Source organism: Bariatricus sp. HCP28S3_F11, from assembly GCF_052065395.1.
Lineage (GTDB): Bacteria > Bacillota > Clostridia > Lachnospirales > Lachnospiraceae > Allocoprococcus.
Genome location: NZ_JBQHUC010000023.1, coordinates 1 through 17503, shown reverse-complemented (window position 1 = coordinate 17503; position 17503 = coordinate 1). Strand labels below are relative to the sequence as shown.

Genomic DNA, 17503 nt, shown 5'->3' with positions numbered 1-17503 from the left:
TGCTTTCTCCTATCGGAGTATACAGGTGATCGCAATATCAAATCCTGCAATTAAAAGCATAATTCCGCCTATTCCATAGGTTCTTCGGTTGTGTTCACATCCCAGCCGGTATCCGATATAGATTCCCAGAATGGACTGGATCACTGTGATGGGGCCCATAATCAGCATCTGGTTCGCAAAATCCACGTTCCAGAATCCAATCCCGATTCCCGCAAACAATGCATCCACACTAGTCGCTGCCGCAAGCATCCCCATACGTTTCCAGTTGATCTGGTCATTTCTCCTCTCAAATACCGTTTCGTTCTTCTCTGCCTTCAGAAGCATATAGATTCCAAGTCCGATAAAAATGAAAACGGAACCTATTTCCCAACTGTTTGCCGCAGCAAAGAGTCGTTCCTCTCCTGCCTTCCCCGGTCTCAGAACCCAGGCAACCGCATTTCCCAGAAGAAGCGCCAGAAGCTGAGAACCGCTGAACAGAATCCCCGATATCAGTGCATCCCGTTTGTGAGGTCTGGAAAACCCTGCTCCTACACAGACGTGCACAACCACCACATCCAGCGAAAGACCTATAGAAATCAAAAGAATTTCTAATATACCCACAGATATGCCTCCTTTGCTTTTCCTTTGCTTTTCCTTTTCTCCCTTCCTATTCTATGACCCGACATACGGATAATAAATCTTCAAACTTCTGTTTTTGTTCAAAATTTTACTACAATTGTCTGTTTTTGTCGTTTTTTCAGAGTTATAAGTTTCATAACATTTGCTAATTTCAGGGCAAAAAAAAATCCCGTGAACCCACGGGATTTTTTTATTCTTATGATACACACATAAGCTGCATTTTTAATGATGGAACAAACGGATTCCGGTAAATGCCATCGCCATTCCATATTTATTACATGTCTCAATAACATTATCATCTCTCACAGATCCGCCCGGCTGTGCAATGTATTTCACGCCGCTCTTATGTGCTCTCTCAATGTTATCGCCAAATGGGAAGAACGCATCGGATCCAAGAGAAACATCGGTCATCTTATCAAGCCATGCTCTCTTTTCTTCTCTTGTGAAGACTTCCGGCTTTTCTGTGAAGATGTTCTCCCATGCGCCGTCTGCCAGCACATCCATGTATTCATCTCCAATGTACACATCGATCGCATTGTCTCTGTCTGCACGTCTGATTCCTTCTTTGAACGGAAGCTCCAGAACCTTCGGGCACTGTCTCAGCCACCAGTTATCTGCCTTCTGTCCGGCAAGACGAGTACAGTGGATACGGGACTGCTGTCCTGCTCCGATACCGATTGCCTGTCCGCCCTTTACATAGCATACAGAATTGGACTGTGTATATTTCAACGTAATCATGGAGATTGCAAGATCGATCTTCGCTTCTTTCGGAATTTCCTTATTCTCAGTCACTACATTTGCGAAGAAATCTTCATCGATCTTCAATTCATTTCTTCCCTGTTCAAAGGTAATGCCGAAGACATCTTTGTGTTCCAGCGGAGCAGGCACATAATCCGGATCGATCTGGATCACATTATAATTACCGTTCTTCTTCTGTTTCAGGATCTCCAGTGCTTCCGGTTCATATCCCGGTGCGATCACACCATCGGAAACCTCGCGTTTGATCAGCTTTGCGGTATCTACATCACACACATCAGATAAAGAAATGAAATCACCGAAAGAAGACATTCTGTCCGCACCTCTCGCACGCGCATAAGCACTTGCAAGCGGAGAGAGTTCTCCCAGATCGTCCACCCAGTAAATCTTCGCCAGTGTCTCGTCGAGCGGAAGTCCGACTGCCGCTCCTGCCGGAGATACGTGCTTGAATGAAGTTGCCGCCGGAAGTCCGGTCGCTTTCTTCAGCTCGCTGACAAGCTGCCATCCGTTAAATGCATCGAGGAAGTTGATGTATCCCGGGCGTCCGCATAACACCTTGATCGGAAGCTCACTTCCGTCCTTCATATAGATACGTGATGGTTTCTGGTTCGGGTTACATCCGTATTTTAATTCTAATTCATTCATGACATATGCTCCTTTTGCTTATTTGTTCTTATTTACAATTCTGGTCTCATATTTACCGGTTGCGATGTCAATATATCTGACAAACAGTGAAACCTTATTGTCTTCATTCAGGCTGTTCCATAATGTGTCCGTAAATGCATCCATATCATCCGGAATTGCGATCAGCTTCGGTTCTCCTTCAAAGCTCGGCAGCGGATTGCCGTCACATTTGTAAGTATGGATGAAATGTCCTTCTCCGGCCACCGGATTCTCATACGCAAATGTATAACGGTTGCATGCTTCCGGATTGCCATTGTTGCTCTTCAAAATAGACATTGCATAGTTATATCTTCCGCTTTCGATATGCATAATACCGGAAATACGAGGTGTATAGTTCGGTCCGTCCGGTTCGAACTCACGGCTTCTCAGGGACTGTTCAAATGTCATCTGCTTGTCCATGCCTTCATAAATCGTATCTGTCTGATCTCCGTTCGTTACGATCGTCTTATTCCCCAATACACGAACCGGTGCATAAATGATCAGACTCGGGTCTGTCAGCTTTGACTCGTCAAAAGCCTGTGTACGGATTCCTTCTCCTTCTTCCACAAATACACGGTTGCGGCTGTTCTCACTTCTGCCCATGATAAAATAAGCAGTTACCGCTTTGGTTCCGTCAGCAGACTTGCCGATGATAATACCTCTTCCCGGATAAGAATTGCTCTGCAGTTCTTTTTCAATAGATAACATATCCATGTCTGATTCTCCTTTTATAACTTGTACTTATTTTTATACGACGATTTATCAGATTAATTATAACCAACCATACGACATATTTCCAGTATTTCTGCAAAATAATTAAGATTTCTCTGTTTTTACTTTTTCCGGTACTTTTTTTCGATCTTCGTTATATAAACTACCATAACCGCAATGGTCTCAGCCATCACACCGATTACAGACAGCAGGATTACCGGAGAATTTTGCTCGTAGTTAACCAAAGGAATCCCAAGCAGGATAAAACCGATTCCGTATGCACACCACAATTTTCCCAATGCCCGATTATAGCCCCGCACATCTTCCACTTCGAACATCTTCGCATTTGCCCAGAATCCAAATGCGGCAGACTTTTTGCTGAAAATACAATATATCCCCAATCCGATAAATGCGGCTCCCGCCAGTGCCCATATGATAAATCCAATTCCAGCCTCAGTCATCCTACTCATCCTCCCATTCTTCCTTGTTGATCCGTTTTCCGTCTTTATCAAAGGTTCTTTTTAAAGCTTTTTCCGTCGAGAAGATCGGAAGGATCAACACCACACACTGTATCGTTATGATAACCGATCCCACAATTCCCACAATATCGTCATCCTTCCCGATCACCGGTATCATCCCCAGTATAGACGGTAGCAGAATCAGCCATCCCAGCTTATACCATCTTTTTCCGAAATACTTGTGCGCGAACTGCCATGTATCCATATTCTTCATGGAATTTGCCGTCCGGTAACCGAAGATCCCGTTGATTGCTCTCGGACTGTTTCGCATAAACATTTTTCCGAATCCAATCATAGTGATCGGAATCAACAAATTCATTACCAGCATAAATATCCAGAAACCCATTTTCTTCCCCTCCTTGTCACATCTCACTTTTCAAAATTCATATTATTCTAAGAAACCGTTATCCCCGAATCATTTCATATAGATTCCCGCCAGCTTCATCTCGGCATCAAACGTTAAGGTATAGGTGACACTTACATTATCATAAGAAGCATTCATCTGTACCATGGCAAAGCTTTGCCCATTCTGCCTTATTTCTGTCATATACGTTTTCCCAAAATTCCGGAATGTTCCCCAATCGTCGCCAATCGTTTTCTTTGCTTCTTCCATTTTTTCTTCGGTTAGGTAAGGCTGCATTTCCGAAGTTGCAATCTCTGCCATCGCCTCATAATCCCCTCCATCCAGAAGAGCAATGAGTTTCTCAGACTGAGCCTCCACTTCTGTTTCCTTAAAGATACTGCTTTCTTCAATCGGTACACCCTTGGGAAGCATACGATATACAACCACTGCCACGATCACTGCGATTCCCAGAATCAAGAGAAGAATGCGAATCCGTTTAGCCTTCCTGTATTTTCTTCCTTCGCTTTCCGGGAAAGTACGATTGAATTCCTCTGCCATCGCAACCGGTGAACCAAGAGATTGTTTTATCTCTGCATCACTTTCATTTCGTTCTCTCGCATCCCTGATATCAGCCTCCAGCTGCCTGCGTATCTCTTCCTTCTGCTCTTTGGAACACTTAAGCATCTTTACAACCTGCTGAACATACTGCTTCTCATCGAATCTCTCATTCATATTACGACTCCTCCATGATCATTCTTACACTGTCCGTAATCTCGCTCCATACCTTCTCGATCTCGCAAAGCTCGGTCTCTCCCTGCGGTGTCAGTGCGTAATATTTTCTGGATGCCTGCTTCCCTGTCGGTTCACTCCACCGGCTCTCTACCAAACGGTCATTCTCCAGGCGATAAAGCACCGGATACAAAGTCCCTTCTTTCAGTGCGAATCTTCCATTGCTTTTTTCCTTCATCTCACTGATAATCTGATATCCATACTTTTCCTCCTCTTTGAGCAGTCTGAGCACCAGCATATCAAGAACTCCCTTCTTCATCTGCGTCTCATATTTATCGTTCAGAATCATCACCTCATATACTTTGTATTGCTAAGTATATTATAATACCGGGCACTTATGCATGTCAAATAAAAAAAGGCCCGATAAGCCTTTTTTTATTTTTATTCATTTCCTTTTTTTACTATATAAAAAATCATAGAGGTTACCGCCCATACAAGACTGATGCCCGCCGCAATTGCCAACGCATACTGCAATGTCCTGCTCCCGTAATCACTTGCCATCTCCCAGTTTCTTCCTACCACGCCGCTCATCGTATAATACAGCGTGCTTCCCGGAATCAGAGGTATCAGAGCCGGCACCAGAAATAAAGTTGCAGGAGCCTTCCAGACACGCGCCTGAATCTCAGCATAGAGTGCTGCCATTGCAGCTCCGGCAAGGCAGGAAATAAAAATTCCTTTTTCATAGTGAATACCAATCAGATAAACCGCCCAGCTCAGCGTCGCCCCCAGAGAAGCCGGTATCATAAGTCCAACCCTGACGCCAAACACAATAGCAAAACCCAAAGAGCAAGAAAAAGCCATAAAAAGCTGTACTATGATTTCTTTCATTTTTTAACCCCCAATCAGCAAAATCGCCGTCATGAATCCGCACGCCAGACTTCCGGCCCACAGAATACTTTCTATCAATCTCATAAGGCCCGATATCGTATCCCCTACCAGAATATCACGAATCGAGTTCGTCATCGCAATCCCCGGAATAAGAAGCATAATATCACCAATCATGATTTTGTCAGTATGCAGAAACGGAAGTGCTCTTCCCACAGCACAGATTCCCGATCCGGCGAGAAAGGCCGCCGTCAGATTAAAAATCATATTGTTCGGACATATTTTCGGAAGAACCTTCTGCAGGTAACATATCAGGATTCCGAATACTGCGGCAAACATCGCATCAATCAGTGTTCCGCCAAAAAAAACCGCATGGCTTCCTGCAGCCAGTGCACTTCCTGCATACAACAAAAGACCACCGGGTGCCTTTTTCAAATGCTCCATCTCATACTGAAACGTTTCCGGATCCATAGGGTGTTCACAGCACCGTCTGCTCAATTCATTCAGACACTCCATCCTTGTAAAATCCGTTCCTCCCGCGCCCAGGATTCTTCTTGTCTGTGTAATTCTCTCTCCTCCGGGCAGTTCCATCGTAACTACAATGCTGGAAGTGATTACGAATACATTCATTTTCACTGCACCATACGCATTTCCCAGACGGATCAGTGTATCTTCCACACGCTTCACTTCCGCGCCGCATCCCATGAGTTTTTCTCCCATATTCAGAAATATATGCAGGAGCTTACCAGCTGTTTCTTTTGTCAATAACATGTCTGCATTTTTTTTATTATCTTGATCCATATCTCCCCCGTTCAAGAATACCTTCGCATTCTTTTCTCTCCCAAATGACTTTTTGACAATATTTTAACACGCTGTTGTTTCGTATTCCATAATTATTTTGCACAATTTCTGAATTTCGAAAAAATATGAAAACGCGCTGTAATTTTTCACTGCATTCCAGAATATTTTTTATCTTCACAGATTTAACCACATTTTTTACTTGAAGCCTATCTCTCAAGGCGTTACAATACATGCGTATACTCACATCCTGAAATTGTACTATAATTAAAAACTATAGCGAAATATAGAAAGGAAAAACTCATGGTATCTGAACAAGTCGATTTCGGCAGCAATCATGTCCGCCGCAGTGTCCTCTCTGTCGCGGCTCCGATGCTTGTTGCCCAGCTCATCAATCTGCTCTACAATATCATAGACCGTATCTATATCGGAAGGATTCCGGGTGAAGGGAGTACTGCGCTCGCCGGACTGGGACTGTGTTTCCCGGTCATTACAATGGTGACTGCCTTCGCGAACCTGTTCGGCACCGGCGGCTCTCCCCTTTGCTCCATCGCCCGGGGCAAAGGGGACACGAAAACGGCCCGGGGCATCATGAACAATGCCTGTTTCTGCCTAATAATCACTGGAATTCTGATCACACTGCTTGGCATACTCTTTCACAAGCCGCTACTTTACCTTTTCGGCGCAAGTGACCGGCTTTATCCTTATGCCTCCGGCTATATGATCATCTACCTTCTGGGTACGGTCTTTGTCATGATCTCCCTCGGACTTAACCCATACATTAATTGCCAGGGCTTTGCACGGACAGGGATGAAGACCGTCCTGCTCGGCGCTCTATGTAATCTGATTCTGGATCCTGTATTTATTTTTGGTTTCCATATGGGCGTAAAAGGTGCTGCGATCGCTACCGTCCTTTCCCAGTTTTTTTCTGCCTTGTGGGTACTTTTCTTCCTCACCGGAAAGCATGCTGAGCTCACTCTGGATTTCAAAGGGTTCCGCCCTGATTTTGCATGTATTGCCGAAATCACGAAACTGGGAATTTCTTCATTCGTAATGTCTTTCACCAACGGGCTTGTGCAGATCGCCTGCAATTCCATGCTGCAGATATACGGAGGCGACCTCTACATCACGGTCATGACTGTACTGAATTCCGTCCGTGAGATTGCCTCCGCCCCGGTTCTGGCCATTGCTGACGGAGCATCTCCGATCATCAGCTACAATTACGGGGCCGATCAGATCCCACTGATGAAAAAAGCGATCCGCTTCATGAGCCAGCTCGGCATTGGCTACACCGTCTGCATCTGGGGACTCATTTCCCTGTTTCCGGAGTTATTTATCGGAATTTTCAACCGGGATCCTTCGCTGATGCTAAAAGCAATCCCCGCCATGCATATTTATTTCTTCGGATTTTGTATGATGGCCTTTCAGTTTACCGGACAGAGCGTGTTCAAAGCGTTGGGCAGAGCAAAATATGCCGTATTTTTCTCGATTCTCAGGAAGGCAATCATCGTAACGCCCCTTACCTTACTCCTGCCTCATATCGGAGGACTGGGTGTGAACGGAGTCTTTCTCGCAGAACCGATTTCAAATGTCATCGGCGGACTTGCCTGCTATCTGACCATGCGCCGGACCGTGCTCAAGAAGCTATAATCTAGAATTTACAAACCGCTGTTCAGGTGTTAGAATGATAAAGTATACGTAATTCCAATATATGCCAATTTAAACTGAAGAGAGGTTTTACAAATGAATAAAAAAGCGAATTTTACTGCCGGAGTCCGGGATGGAATTCCAATCTTTCTCGGATACATGGCAGTCTCTTTTACGTTCGGCATAATGGGGAGAAATGCCGGAATCTCAGCCTGGGAGGCTGTGCTCATTTCCGCGACCAATCTGACCAGTGCCGGACAATTTGCAGGATTGTCCCTGATCAGCGCATCCGCGTCCTACATGGAAATGGCAGTCACCCAGTTCATCATCAATCTGAGATACTGCCTGATGTCCTGCGCTTTGTCTCAGAAGCTGGATAATCATCTGCCGTTCTTTCACCGTTTCTTCATTGCTTACGGTGTTACAGATGAGATTTTCGGCGTGTCCATAGGCTGTAAAGGCAAATTAAGCCCCTATTATTCCTACGGTGTGATCAGTGTTGCTGCTCCCGGATGGGTTCTTGGCACGTTTCTCGGGATTGTTATGGGAAATGTCCTCCCGACACGAGTTGTCAGTGCACTCAGTGTTGCGCTTTACGGAATGTTCATCGCAGTCATCATTCCTCCTGCCAAAGAGAGCCGGGTGATTCGCGCTCTGGTTCTTGTTTCCATGATCCTGAGCCTTATATTTACGAAAGCGCCTTATTTGAACCAGATCTCATCCGGCTTTCGGATCATTATTTTGACTTTGGTTATCGCAGGCGCTGCTGCGTTTTTCTTCCCTGTAAAGGAAGAAAATCCCGACACCGCTGAAAACAGTCCTGCATCCGCAAAGGAGGGTTCTGAAAATGAAGCATAATATTTACATTTACATACTTGTTATGGCAGTAGTCACCTATCTGATCCGGCTGGTACCGCTGACTTTGATCCGAAAAGAGATCAAGAATCCGTTTATACGCTCATTTCTGTATTATGTGCCGTATGTCACGCTGGCAGTTATGACTTTCCCCGCCATTCTGAGTGCAACGGCGAATATATGGTCAGCTGCCGTGGGATTTGCAGTCGCGCTTATCCTCGCATGGCAGAAACGAAGTCTGATCAGTGTATCGTTGATCTCCTGCATCAGTGTATTTCTGGTCGAACTGATAACCGGAATTTAAAACAGTCTCATTCATAAGGAGGCAGCTATGGCAGAAAAATATGCAAAACATTTCCAGCAGATTCTTCTGATCGGCATTTTCATTATCATCGGTGCACAGATCAATATGAATCTTTTTATTGACAACTTCAGAATTTCGATCGGCACTCTGATCTTTCCTATTACCTTTGTTATGTTTGGGAAATATCCGGTTCTTCCGGTAACATTTATCTCCGCTGTCGGTGTGCTGACTTCACGTGTTCTCTCAGAATGGCTGCGATATGATCAGATTCAATTCTACAGTTTTTTCCCGGAAATGATATTTTATCTGGTTTACGGAACTCTGTTCTATATTTACAGCCACAAGAAAGAAACACTTTCCCCAGATTGTGCAGCAGTACTCTTTATCTTTGACTATATTTCCAATCTGACGGAGTTGCTGGTAAGACTGGGGGCAGGCGCATTTAACATAAAATCACAGTTTGGGATTTTGCTGGTTGCTTTTTCACGTTCCCTCATTATTTATGGAATACTGTTCTGCCTTCATCATTATAAGTTCAGCCTTCTTCGCCGGGAACATGCTCTGCGCTATCAGCGTCTTCTTCTGCTGATCTCGAAATTAAACGGAGAAGTTGTGTGGATGAAGAAGAATACAGGTCTGATTGAAGAAACCATGAATACCTCCTACCAGCTATACCGCGAGCTAGAAGAAAACGGAACCGATGAGACACTTTCCCGCAAGGCACTTGGTGTTGCGAAAGATATCCACGAGATAAAAAAAGAATATCTGCTGATTCTCCGAGGTTTATCGGAAGCTCTGGACCTGAATCTGAAAGATGAAGGAATGTATCTGACCGATATTCTCACCGTCCTAAAGCAAAGCCTCACCACAGAATCTTCGGATAAAAAAGCAGACATCTCATTCCAGATTCAGGAAAATCTCTACACGGAAAATCATTATTTCCTGATGAGTGTATTCCGTAATCTTCTTACGAATGCGATTGAAGCTTCTGAGAAAGACAATCCGCAGATTCACGTGATCCAATCCACAGATGCTGACTCTTACCTTTTTGACGTTACCGATGACGGTCCGGGAATTCTGCCTGAGGATCTGGAGCAGATCTTTTCTCCCGGTTTTTCAACCAAGATTAATTTTACAACGGGCGAAATCAGTCGGGGACTTGGCCTTAATCTGGTACAGGATCTGATTAAAAACCAGTGGAACGGGGAAATCCAGGTTTCTTCCGTTCCGGGCTGCACTACATTTCACATCCGCATACCCAAAAGTGACTGGAGGTAATATAAAATGAAATTCTATTTAATCGATGATGACCGCAATGTTCTGAATATTCTGAAATTGATTATCAAAAGCAGGCAGCTCGGCGAAGTATGCGGAACCGCCCAGAGTGGAACCGACGGACTGGATGATCTGCTTACGGCCCAGCCCGACATTATCATAGTCGACCTTCTGATGCCGGAAATAGATGGTATCTCTTTCGTCAAAAAAGCCCGCAATATTCTTCCGGATTGTGCCTATATCATGCTTTCTCAGGTTACATCCAAGGATATGATCGCAAGTGCTTACGAAAGCGGGATTGAATTCTATATCCAGAAACCGGTCAACAGTATCGAAGTAGAGTCTGTGATCCGAAAGGTGATCGATTCCCTGGGTGCAAGACGGACTCTGACTCAAGTACAAAACATCTTTCTTGACCAGCAGATGCGTACACCCTCTCCTGCGGTGGAAGAAACGGCAGAAAAGCAACAGATTTTACGACTCAGGAGCATCCTCCGTCAACTTGGAATCATCGGCGAAAAAGGAAGCCGTGACATCATTACTCTGGTCGATTATCTGATGGAAAATGATGAAAATATGGACGACACCACTTTAAGTGATCTCTGCAGCAACTTCACGGATTCGCCGAAATCTATGGAGCAGCGCATTCGACGCACTGCCTTTACCGGCATGGTAAATCTTGCGAATCTCGGGCTGGAAGACTACTCAAATGATATTTTCACGACGTATGCCAATACACTCTACAATTTCGAGCAAGTACGTCGGGAAATGGACTATATCCGTGGAAAAAGTGACAAACATGGAAATGTAAAAATTAAAAACTTTCTGAATTCACTGGTTCTTGCCTGCGAAGATCACTAATATACATATATTAATTTCATCTATAAAAGGAGCCGTTTATTGACAAAATATACAATTGCCAGGCTCTTTTTTTGTGACTTTTTTAGAACTTTCTTTCCATTTTGATACCATTTGAATCTTTTTGAAACTTGCTTCCTATGATATCCGCATATTCAATGTTATCACGAAAACAAATATTTAATTAGGAGGCAATTATGGTTACAATTATTTCTGGAATTGGTTTGTTACTTCTGACCCTCGCTGGTTTCTCTCTCTTCAGTCTGAAAATGCCGAAAGGCCAGGCTGCCATGTCGGGTATGGCAAATGCTGCCATCGCTACATTTCTGATAGAGGCTGTTCATCGTTATATCACAGGCGACTTGCTTGGACTTGCTTTCTTTCAGGAACTCGGCGCAACATCCGGAAGTCTTGGCGGTGTTGCTGCAGCGATCACAGTACCAATCAGCATGGGTGCGAATCCGGTATTTGCTGTCGTAGCCGGTGTTGCTGTAGGCGGTTACGGAATTCTTCCTGGATTTATCGCCGGTTACATCGTAGGACTGATTTCTCCGATACTCGAAAAGAAACTTCCTGAAGGGCTGAATATCATAGCAGGTGCACTGATCATCGCTCCTGCTGCCAGAGCGATCGCAATCCTCGTAGATCCTGTAGTAAACTCTACTTTATTGAAAATCGGCCAGACAATCTCCGCTGCTGCAGATCAGTCTCCGATCGTCATGGGACTTCTGCTCGGAGGCATCATGAAAATGATCTGTACCTCTCCTCTTAGTTCCATGGCGCTTACCGCCATGCTCGGACTCGACGGACTTGCAATGGGAATCGCAGCCATCGCATGTGTGGGCGGATCTTTTACAAACGGAATTATTTTCCATCGCTTAAAACTGGGTGACAGAAGCAACATTATCGCCGTCATGCTGGAGCCACTGACTCAGGCAGATATTATAACACAGAATCCGATACCTATTTATTGTTCAAACTTCTGCGGAGGAGCACTGGCTGGATTATCAGCTGCAGTATTTGGTATAATTAACAACGCTCCCGGTACTGCTTCCCCGATTCCGGGACTTCTGGCACCGTTTGCTTTTAATCCGCCGCTTAAAGTAATTGCTGCCATCGGACTTGCAATCCTTGGAGGAATTACAGCAGGCGTGGTTGGATCAACCGTATTCAAGAAGCGTTTCGCACATACCGAAACAGCCACGATTCCGGAAGGAGCCGTGCTGGAATAATTTCATAGAACCCATAAGAAACAGCCCGGCGTTCAAATCAAAACGCCGGGCTGTTTCCATGTATACTTTCTTCTATATTATTTATTTTGCTGATGCAGGAACTGTATCTTCTTTCTCTGTCAGTTTCTTGATTCCCTGTACCGCTACAATAATACCGAGAATCAGAAGCAGTACAGCAAAGATAAGCTGAAGTGTATTTCCAAGACTAAGTCCTGTTGTCATCAATTGTTTTGACAGATTGATACTTGTTGTCGCAAGCGCAGTGAAAGTTACCGCCATCATAAATACCATCGGAATCCAAAGCATAACACCCTGACGATGTGTCTTCTTCAGGAATGCAGCGCAAGCCAGCAGAGCAAGTACTGCAAGAAGCTGATTTCCTGAGCCAAATAATGGCCAGATCTCAGCATATCCAACTTTCGCAAGCATATATGCGACAATCAGAGTCACAATTGTAGAAACATAGTTATTCGTCAGAATTTTTTTCCATGCAGGCATTGTATCCGAAGTATCTCCGTCTTCAAGGAAAAACTCCTGGAAAGAAATACGTGCCACACGTGCAACAGAATCCAAAGATGTCAGTGCGAATGCAGATACGGAAAGATTGATCAATGTAAAGATCAGATCATGCGGAAGCCCGATCACTGACAGGAAATTTGCAATCGCTCCTGCAAAAATCTGAGGCTGGGTCAGAAGTCCCTGACTGGCAGCCTCTCCCTCAGCGAAGGAAGCAACCGCAATCAGTGCCAATACCGCAAGCATACTCTCCAAAAGCATTGCTCCGTAGGAAACCGGAAGCATATTCTTTTCATTCTTAATCTGCTTTGAAGCAGTTCCTGATGAAACCAGTGAATGGAATCCGGATACCGCACCACACGCAATCGTCACAAACAGGATCGGGAACATGCTCTTTCCATCTACATTAAAGCTTGTCACCGCCTGAAGGTTGCATGATGGATTTGCCACAAAAACGCCAATCACTGCGGCTCCGATCATGAAAATCAGCAGATAGCTGTTCAAATAATCACGTGGTTGTAAAAGTGCCCACACCGGAGTTACACAGGCAATCATAATATATATAAAAATAATAATGTGCCAGGTTCCAAGGCTCATATAAACCGGGCAGGCAAGTCCGATTGCAACTGCCGCTACCAGCATGACAATCGCAATTGCTGTATTCACCCATTTATTCAACTTTGCGTATTTCAGAATCATTCCAAGTGCAACCGCCTCAAAAATAAACAGTACAGAAGTAGTCGCAACAGACCCGTTTGCCGCCACTTTCGTCACAGCGCCGGATGCATCTGCCGAAAAGCCGTTGAATGTACCTGCAACCACATCAGCAAATGCTGCAATAACCAAAATACAAAACAGCCAGCAAAAGATTGAAAATAATTTCTTTCCCAACTTTCCAATATATTCTTCAATAATATATCCGATTGTACGGCCTTTATTTTTTACTGAAGCATACATTGCTGCGAAGTCCTGTACCGCTCCTACAAAAACACCGCCAATCAGAATCCACAAGAATGCCGGAAGCCATCCAAAAATTGCTGCCTGAATCGGGCCGTTGATCGGTCCCGCTCCTGCGATCGATGCAAACTGATGACCAAATACAATATTTGTATCAGCCGGCACATAGTCTACGCCATCCTCCAGCTCATACGCCGGTGTCTTGGCATTCGGGTCAATTCCCCATTTCTTCTCAAGGTATCGTCCATAGAAAAGGTATCCTGCACTCAACACCACAATGGCGATCACCATCATTAAAATACCATTCATAAAATCACTCCTCTTTTCTTTCGTCTCTTTTCTTTCGTCTCTTTCCTCAATTCTCACCTCATTGTTTTACCACTTTAAGACGTTGAATTCAAGAAGCATAATACATAAAATTACCGAATATTTTTATCGATTTTTGTAGGTTTTATAAAATATTTTTTATAATGGTTTTCTTGCCGTGATGGCTGAAGACATGATATATTCACCAATCGCCAGGGATCGTCCCCATCGTTCTTCATATTCCTTGGAGACAGGCTTCGCAATCACTTCCACTTCCTCAAATCCTGCCATTTTAATAATTTTTTCCAATTCTTCTACCGAAGACGCTCCGGACACTCAGCAGGAATGCATGGCTTCGTCCCTCTTCATTTCTTCGGTCAGCTCTTTCATGATCACAATATCACACAGGGAAATCCTTCCTCCGGGCTTCAGCACCCGGTAAATCTCCCGGTACACTCTTGGTTTATTATCGGACATATTGATCACACAATTGGAAATGCATACATCCGCCGTACAGTCAGCGACAGGAAGATTCTCAATCTCTCCCAGTCGGAATTCTACATTACGTATTTTGTTTTCCTTAGCAATTTTGCGCGCCTTAGAGATCATCTCCGGTGTCATATCGACGCCAATCACTCTTCCTCTTCTGCCGACCTTTTTCCCTGCGATAAAACAGTCAAGTCCGGTTCCGCTTCCCAAATCAAGCACCACTTCTCCCTGAGAAATCTCTGCCTTCCGATGCGGATTTCCACATCCCAGTCCCATATTTGCCCCTTCTGGAGCTAATGCCAGTTCTTCCTGCGTATACCCCACACTGGACGATATTTCCTTGGAACCATTATTTCCACTCAGAACAGATCCCTCAAATTCTTCCCTTGCAATCTTTCCATAATCACGTCGTACACTGTCATGGATGTCCGCAGACTTCTTCTGTTTCCTTAAAATATCCACTGTATGTGCTGTTGCCCCCAACAGTTCTTTCCGTTCGCATGTCATTAAATGGTACTTTATGAAACTTTCAAATGTCTTTTCATCCATTGCATTCAAAATCGGACGCATATAATCGGCCGCTCCGTCCGCAGAGATCAATTTGATCCGTTCCAGTCCTGCCGCCTGGTTATATGCATCGATATCTTCTATCCGGACATAATCGTACAGATCTTCCGGCTTTGCGATCACGTGGAAATCCTCTGTAAGCTTCCCCTTCTCCAGAGACTCCAGAATATGATTTTCCTTAAATCCATACGTCAGCACACTGTATTCATTCATAACATACGCCACAAGAATCACGCCGTCCTCTTTAACAACGCGCTTCGCCTCCTTCAGCGCCTTCACCTTGTCCTCCATCGTATACAGGTGATACATCGGCCCAAACACCAACACAACGTCAAACTCGTTATCCGGGAATCTGGAAAGCTTCATGGCATTTCCCTGATATGCTTTGACAGTACTGTTCTTCTTCTTCAGAATTCCAAGATTATACTTTACAAGTTCCACCGCCGTCACATCATATCCTTCTTCCGCCAGCGCCACCGAATAACGTCCGGTTCCTGCACCAACGTCGAGGATTTTCGCGGATTTATCCTCCGGAAGATATTCGTGAATGTATTTCATAGAAGTCAGAAATTCCACCTGTCCATGGCGGCTGTTCAAGCGCTTCTCCTCGTTAAACTTGTTATAGTATTTCTCCAGTTCTGTCATCATAATAAAAACTCCACTCTATTCATATTCCCGGAACGCATATGTGAATCCCGTTTCATTCATCAGCGCCAGATACGGTTCCGGCTCAAATGCTTCCAACGAAAAGACACCCGGTTTCCTGTAAATCCCTTTCGCATAAAGTTCAATCGCAAGCGCTGCACCGAATCCGGTCTGTGCCACGACCGCCTGCATGGAGAACCGTTTCATCGCTTCTTCATTGGAATACGACTGATACATCATTATCTTCTTTGTTTTTCCATCTTTTTTCCCGATAGCAAGAACACCCACCACCATCTCTCCGGACATCTCGTCCTTGATATTCTTCGGTGCCGGTGCACATGCAGCGATCACATCACGCGGTACCACTTCCACATCCCCGACCTTAACCTTTTTCGTCGTATTCAAATGCAGATGGTCCAGAACCTTCAGTGCCTGAATCAGCTTCTCATCAAGAGAAATCTTAAACGTACAGCGCTTCAGTCCATATTGAGAGAGATATCTTGGCATGGTTACCGTTTCTTCATGCTCTACCTTGACGAAGGTATTATCTCCGACCTCCGGCATGCAGAAGACTTCCTGCCCGGCGAACGGCTTCTCCACCAGGAATCCTCCACGGTCCTTATCGTATTCTACATTCGGATTCATAACCTCATCCAGCACCGTCCAGACATTAAATCCAAATACAATATCATCTTCCTCGCCGGCCACTTCCAGATTGCCGCCGTCCCGCACGTGAAGTTCTTCCACTTCATCAAATTCGTATTTACAGAGATATTTTGCAAACACATTTACCACACCCGGATCGATTCCCAGACAGATCAGCGCCGTATTTCCCTGATTCCGCCAAGCATCATCTCGGTCAAAATTATAGGCCGTCATCACTTCATCATAGCTGTTCTCAATCCCAAGTCCATAGGCAGGATTCTCCTTAGGAACAGACCAAGTTCCCATATTGGAATAGTCCACGCCCGACTCAAAAGCTGCATCAAAAATGTAATTTGCGCAAAATGGGCTGGATGCATCCATTACAAAATCAATATTATATTCTTTTATCAACTTTTTTATTTCTTCTTTTTTAGTCGCATCCAAGTATTCTGCATAAAATCTTGCATCATTCAGATTCCTTTGCACTTCCTCCGCTCTTTCCAAACTGATGTCACAAAGCAGACAGAATTCAAACCATTCCCCCGCCTCATCACGTTCTTTCAGCATCTTCACGATGCACTCACCTACAGCTCCGCTTCCCACAAGCATCATTCTCATAACCTTACCTCCTGACCGGCATCCATATTCCGGATCGTTGTCTCATTATTCTATTCTCTACCCGGCAAAAAAAGAAAACAAGACGCACTCCCATCGTGCATCTTGATCTTCTCTGTCCTTTTACCAGTTGGTTATGTCCTCGTAGGTGATACCCGTCCAGAATTTCAGAAATCCTGCGTTCGTATTCTCTCCAAAGAATTGTCAGTCGGCCTTCCTTTTGCCTGCTAGTTTCCCGATTACACTGGATGCATCTGGCTGTAATCTTTGCTGCTTCGGCCCCGATTCAAACGGCGTCTTAAGCTGACCTCATCCATTTCTTTTTCTTTAAACCTAACAAATTCTCACTCTGCTGTCAAGAATTTTCTCCATTCTGAATATAACGGTTGATTTTCTCATATGTATGGTAGAGTAGGCGGATGAACCTTTCATCCGCCCCTCATCAAACCGTGCATGAGGGTCTCCCTCACACGGCTTTCCGACATTCTTCTTTCTACAGCATTACGTCATGCTTTAGCCATTTTCTTTAATCCTTTTTCGTAAATGCTATTTCTAACAAATCCCACCTTTG

At 44.6% G+C, this 17503-nt stretch carries 19 protein-coding genes and 1 pseudogene; 6 read left to right on the top strand and 14 right to left on the bottom strand.

Annotation, left to right across the window (positions count from 1 at the left end; genetic code table 11):
* Nucleotides 1-9: 9 nt before the first annotated feature.
* The 9 genes from ACTNBR_RS11050 to ACTNBR_RS11010 form a co-directional block, all read right to left on the bottom strand.
* Nucleotides 10-600, bottom strand: a complete 591-nt coding sequence (locus ACTNBR_RS11050) for a manganese efflux pump MntP family protein (RefSeq protein ID WP_427807000.1) — start codon at nt 598-600, stop codon at nt 10-12.
* A gap of 240 nt (nt 601-840) precedes the next feature.
* The gene (locus tag ACTNBR_RS11045) at nt 841-2019 is read right to left on the bottom strand and encodes a phosphoribosylaminoimidazolecarboxamide formyltransferase (RefSeq protein WP_427806999.1); all 1179 of its coding nucleotides are present in this window, start codon (nt 2017-2019) and stop codon (nt 841-843) included.
* 18 nt (nt 2020-2037) lie between these two features.
* Complete coding sequence (locus tag ACTNBR_RS11040) at nt 2038-2751, bottom strand: IMP cyclohydrolase (RefSeq protein ID WP_427806998.1); 714 nt, start codon at nt 2749-2751, stop codon at nt 2038-2040.
* Between the two features lie 119 nt (nt 2752-2870).
* The gene (locus ACTNBR_RS11035; RefSeq protein ID WP_427806997.1) at nt 2871-3218 is read right to left on the bottom strand and encodes a hypothetical protein; all 348 of its coding nucleotides are present in this window, start codon (nt 3216-3218) and stop codon (nt 2871-2873) included.
* Nucleotides 3211-3612, bottom strand: a complete 402-nt coding sequence (locus ACTNBR_RS11030) for an SdpI family protein (RefSeq protein WP_427806996.1) — start codon at nt 3610-3612, stop codon at nt 3211-3213. Before ACTNBR_RS11030 ends, ACTNBR_RS11035 begins: the two co-directional genes overlap by 8 nt.
* A gap of 69 nt (nt 3613-3681) precedes the next feature.
* Nucleotides 3682-4341, bottom strand: coding sequence for a DUF3887 domain-containing protein (locus tag ACTNBR_RS11025; protein WP_441018318.1), 660 nt, complete (start codon nt 4339-4341; stop codon nt 3682-3684).
* Nucleotide 4342: 1 nt separating this feature from the next.
* Nucleotides 4343-4687 carry a PadR family transcriptional regulator gene (locus ACTNBR_RS11020; RefSeq protein WP_441030100.1) on the bottom strand — a complete coding sequence of 115 codons (345 nt, stop codon included), beginning with the start codon at nt 4685-4687 and terminating at the stop codon, nt 4343-4345.
* Nucleotides 4688-4779: 92 nt separating this feature from the next.
* Nucleotides 4780-5226, bottom strand: coding sequence for a threonine/serine exporter family protein (locus ACTNBR_RS11015; protein ID WP_427806993.1), 447 nt, complete (start codon nt 5224-5226; stop codon nt 4780-4782).
* Between the two features lie 3 nt (nt 5227-5229).
* Complete coding sequence (locus ACTNBR_RS11010; protein WP_441018322.1) at nt 5230-6024, bottom strand: threonine/serine exporter family protein; 795 nt, start codon at nt 6022-6024, stop codon at nt 5230-5232.
* A gap of 300 nt (nt 6025-6324) precedes the next feature.
* On the opposite strand from ACTNBR_RS11010, the gene ACTNBR_RS11005 reads away from it, so the two are divergent.
* From ACTNBR_RS11005 to ACTNBR_RS10980, 6 genes are all read left to right on the top strand, one after another.
* Nucleotides 6325-7671, top strand: coding sequence for an MATE family efflux transporter (locus tag ACTNBR_RS11005; protein WP_441018324.1), 1347 nt, complete (start codon nt 6325-6327; stop codon nt 7669-7671).
* Nucleotides 7672-7764: 93 nt separating this feature from the next.
* On the top strand, nt 7765-8526 hold the full coding sequence (locus tag ACTNBR_RS11000) for an AzlC family ABC transporter permease (RefSeq protein WP_427806990.1): 762 nt from the start codon (nt 7765-7767) through the stop codon (nt 8524-8526).
* The gene (locus ACTNBR_RS10995) at nt 8516-8827 is read left to right on the top strand and encodes an AzlD domain-containing protein (protein WP_427819661.1); all 312 of its coding nucleotides are present in this window, start codon (nt 8516-8518) and stop codon (nt 8825-8827) included. Before ACTNBR_RS11000 ends, ACTNBR_RS10995 begins: the two co-directional genes overlap by 11 nt.
* Before the next feature lie 27 nt (nt 8828-8854).
* Nucleotides 8855-10105, top strand: a complete 1251-nt coding sequence (locus ACTNBR_RS10990) for an ATP-binding protein (RefSeq protein ID WP_427806988.1) — start codon at nt 8855-8857, stop codon at nt 10103-10105.
* 6 nt (nt 10106-10111) lie between these two features.
* Nucleotides 10112-10963: a response regulator gene (locus ACTNBR_RS10985; protein WP_427806987.1), complete on the top strand. Its 852-nt coding sequence runs from the start codon at nt 10112-10114 to the stop codon at nt 10961-10963.
* Nucleotides 10964-11157: 194 nt separating this feature from the next.
* Nucleotides 11158-12192 carry a PTS sugar transporter subunit IIC gene (locus tag ACTNBR_RS10980; protein WP_427806986.1) on the top strand — a complete coding sequence of 345 codons (1035 nt, stop codon included), beginning with the start codon at nt 11158-11160 and terminating at the stop codon, nt 12190-12192.
* An 81-nt stretch (nt 12193-12273) separates the two neighbouring features.
* Here ACTNBR_RS10980 and ACTNBR_RS10975 read toward each other — a convergent pair whose 3' ends face one another.
* The 5 genes and pseudogenes from ACTNBR_RS10975 to ACTNBR_RS10955 all read right to left on the bottom strand — a co-directional run bounded on the left by ACTNBR_RS10975 (nt 12274) and on the right by ACTNBR_RS10955 (nt 16935).
* The gene (locus ACTNBR_RS10975; protein WP_441018326.1) at nt 12274-13974 is read right to left on the bottom strand and encodes a carbon starvation CstA family protein; all 1701 of its coding nucleotides are present in this window, start codon (nt 13972-13974) and stop codon (nt 12274-12276) included.
* Between the two features lie 156 nt (nt 13975-14130).
* Entirely contained in the window at nt 14131-14262 is a 132-nt protein-coding gene (locus ACTNBR_RS10970; RefSeq protein ID WP_427806984.1) for a hypothetical protein, read from the bottom strand.
* Nucleotides 14263-14307: 45 nt separating this feature from the next.
* Nucleotides 14308-14736 (bottom strand): methyltransferase domain-containing protein, encoded by a 429-nt coding sequence (locus tag ACTNBR_RS10965; protein ID WP_427807030.1) that lies wholly within the window; start codon nt 14734-14736, stop codon nt 14308-14310.
* 168 nt (nt 14737-14904) lie between these two features.
* Nucleotides 14905-15675 (bottom strand): annotated as a pseudogene (locus ACTNBR_RS10960) (class I SAM-dependent methyltransferase); the annotation flags it as partial.
* Between the two features lie 15 nt (nt 15676-15690).
* Nucleotides 15691-16935 (bottom strand): saccharopine dehydrogenase family protein, encoded by a 1245-nt coding sequence (locus ACTNBR_RS10955; RefSeq protein ID WP_441018328.1) that lies wholly within the window; start codon nt 16933-16935, stop codon nt 15691-15693.
* Nucleotides 16936-17503: the final 568 nt, after the last annotated feature.

Excerpts from the sequence above, each read along its gene's own strand:
- ACTNBR_RS11000 (WP_427806990.1), top strand. The coding sequence starts at position 7,765 with ATGAATAAAAAAGCGAATTTTACTGCCGGAGTCCGGGATGGAATTCCA.
- ACTNBR_RS11015 (WP_427806993.1), bottom strand. The coding sequence starts at position 5,226 with ATGAAAGAAATCATAGTACAGCTTTTTATGGCTTTTTCTTGCTCTTTG.
- ACTNBR_RS10965 (WP_427807030.1), bottom strand. The coding sequence starts at position 14,736 with ATGGGACTGGGATGTGGAAATCCGCATCGGAAGGCAGAGATTTCTCAG.
- ACTNBR_RS11020 (WP_441030100.1), bottom strand. The coding sequence starts at position 4,687 with ATGATTCTGAACGATAAATATGAGACGCAGATGAAGAAGGGAGTTCTT.
- ACTNBR_RS11025 (WP_441018318.1), bottom strand. The coding sequence starts at position 4,341 with ATGAATGAGAGATTCGATGAGAAGCAGTATGTTCAGCAGGTTGTAAAG.
- ACTNBR_RS10990 (WP_427806988.1), top strand. The coding sequence starts at position 8,855 with ATGGCAGAAAAATATGCAAAACATTTCCAGCAGATTCTTCTGATCGGC.
- ACTNBR_RS10955 (WP_441018328.1), bottom strand. The coding sequence starts at position 16,935 with ATGAGAATGATGCTTGTGGGAAGCGGAGCTGTAGGTGAGTGCATCGTG.
- ACTNBR_RS10970 (WP_427806984.1), bottom strand. The coding sequence starts at position 14,262 with ATGGCAGGATTTGAGGAAGTGGAAGTGATTGCGAAGCCTGTCTCCAAG.
- ACTNBR_RS11040 (WP_427806998.1), bottom strand. The coding sequence starts at position 2,751 with ATGGATATGTTATCTATTGAAAAAGAACTGCAGAGCAATTCTTATCCG.
- ACTNBR_RS11010 (WP_441018322.1), bottom strand. The coding sequence starts at position 6,024 with ATGGATCAAGATAATAAAAAAAATGCAGACATGTTATTGACAAAAGAA.
- ACTNBR_RS11045 (WP_427806999.1), bottom strand. The coding sequence starts at position 2,019 with ATGAATGAATTAGAATTAAAATACGGATGTAACCCGAACCAGAAACCA.
- ACTNBR_RS11030 (WP_427806996.1), bottom strand. The coding sequence starts at position 3,612 with ATGGGTTTCTGGATATTTATGCTGGTAATGAATTTGTTGATTCCGATC.
- ACTNBR_RS11005 (WP_441018324.1), top strand. The coding sequence starts at position 6,325 with ATGGTATCTGAACAAGTCGATTTCGGCAGCAATCATGTCCGCCGCAGT.
- ACTNBR_RS10995 (WP_427819661.1), top strand. The coding sequence starts at position 8,516 with ATGAAGCATAATATTTACATTTACATACTTGTTATGGCAGTAGTCACC.
- ACTNBR_RS10975 (WP_441018326.1), bottom strand. The coding sequence starts at position 13,974 with ATGAATGGTATTTTAATGATGGTGATCGCCATTGTGGTGTTGAGTGCA.
- ACTNBR_RS11035 (WP_427806997.1), bottom strand. The coding sequence starts at position 3,218 with ATGAGTAGGATGACTGAGGCTGGAATTGGATTTATCATATGGGCACTG.
- ACTNBR_RS10985 (WP_427806987.1), top strand. The coding sequence starts at position 10,112 with ATGAAATTCTATTTAATCGATGATGACCGCAATGTTCTGAATATTCTG.
- ACTNBR_RS10980 (WP_427806986.1), top strand. The coding sequence starts at position 11,158 with ATGGTTACAATTATTTCTGGAATTGGTTTGTTACTTCTGACCCTCGCT.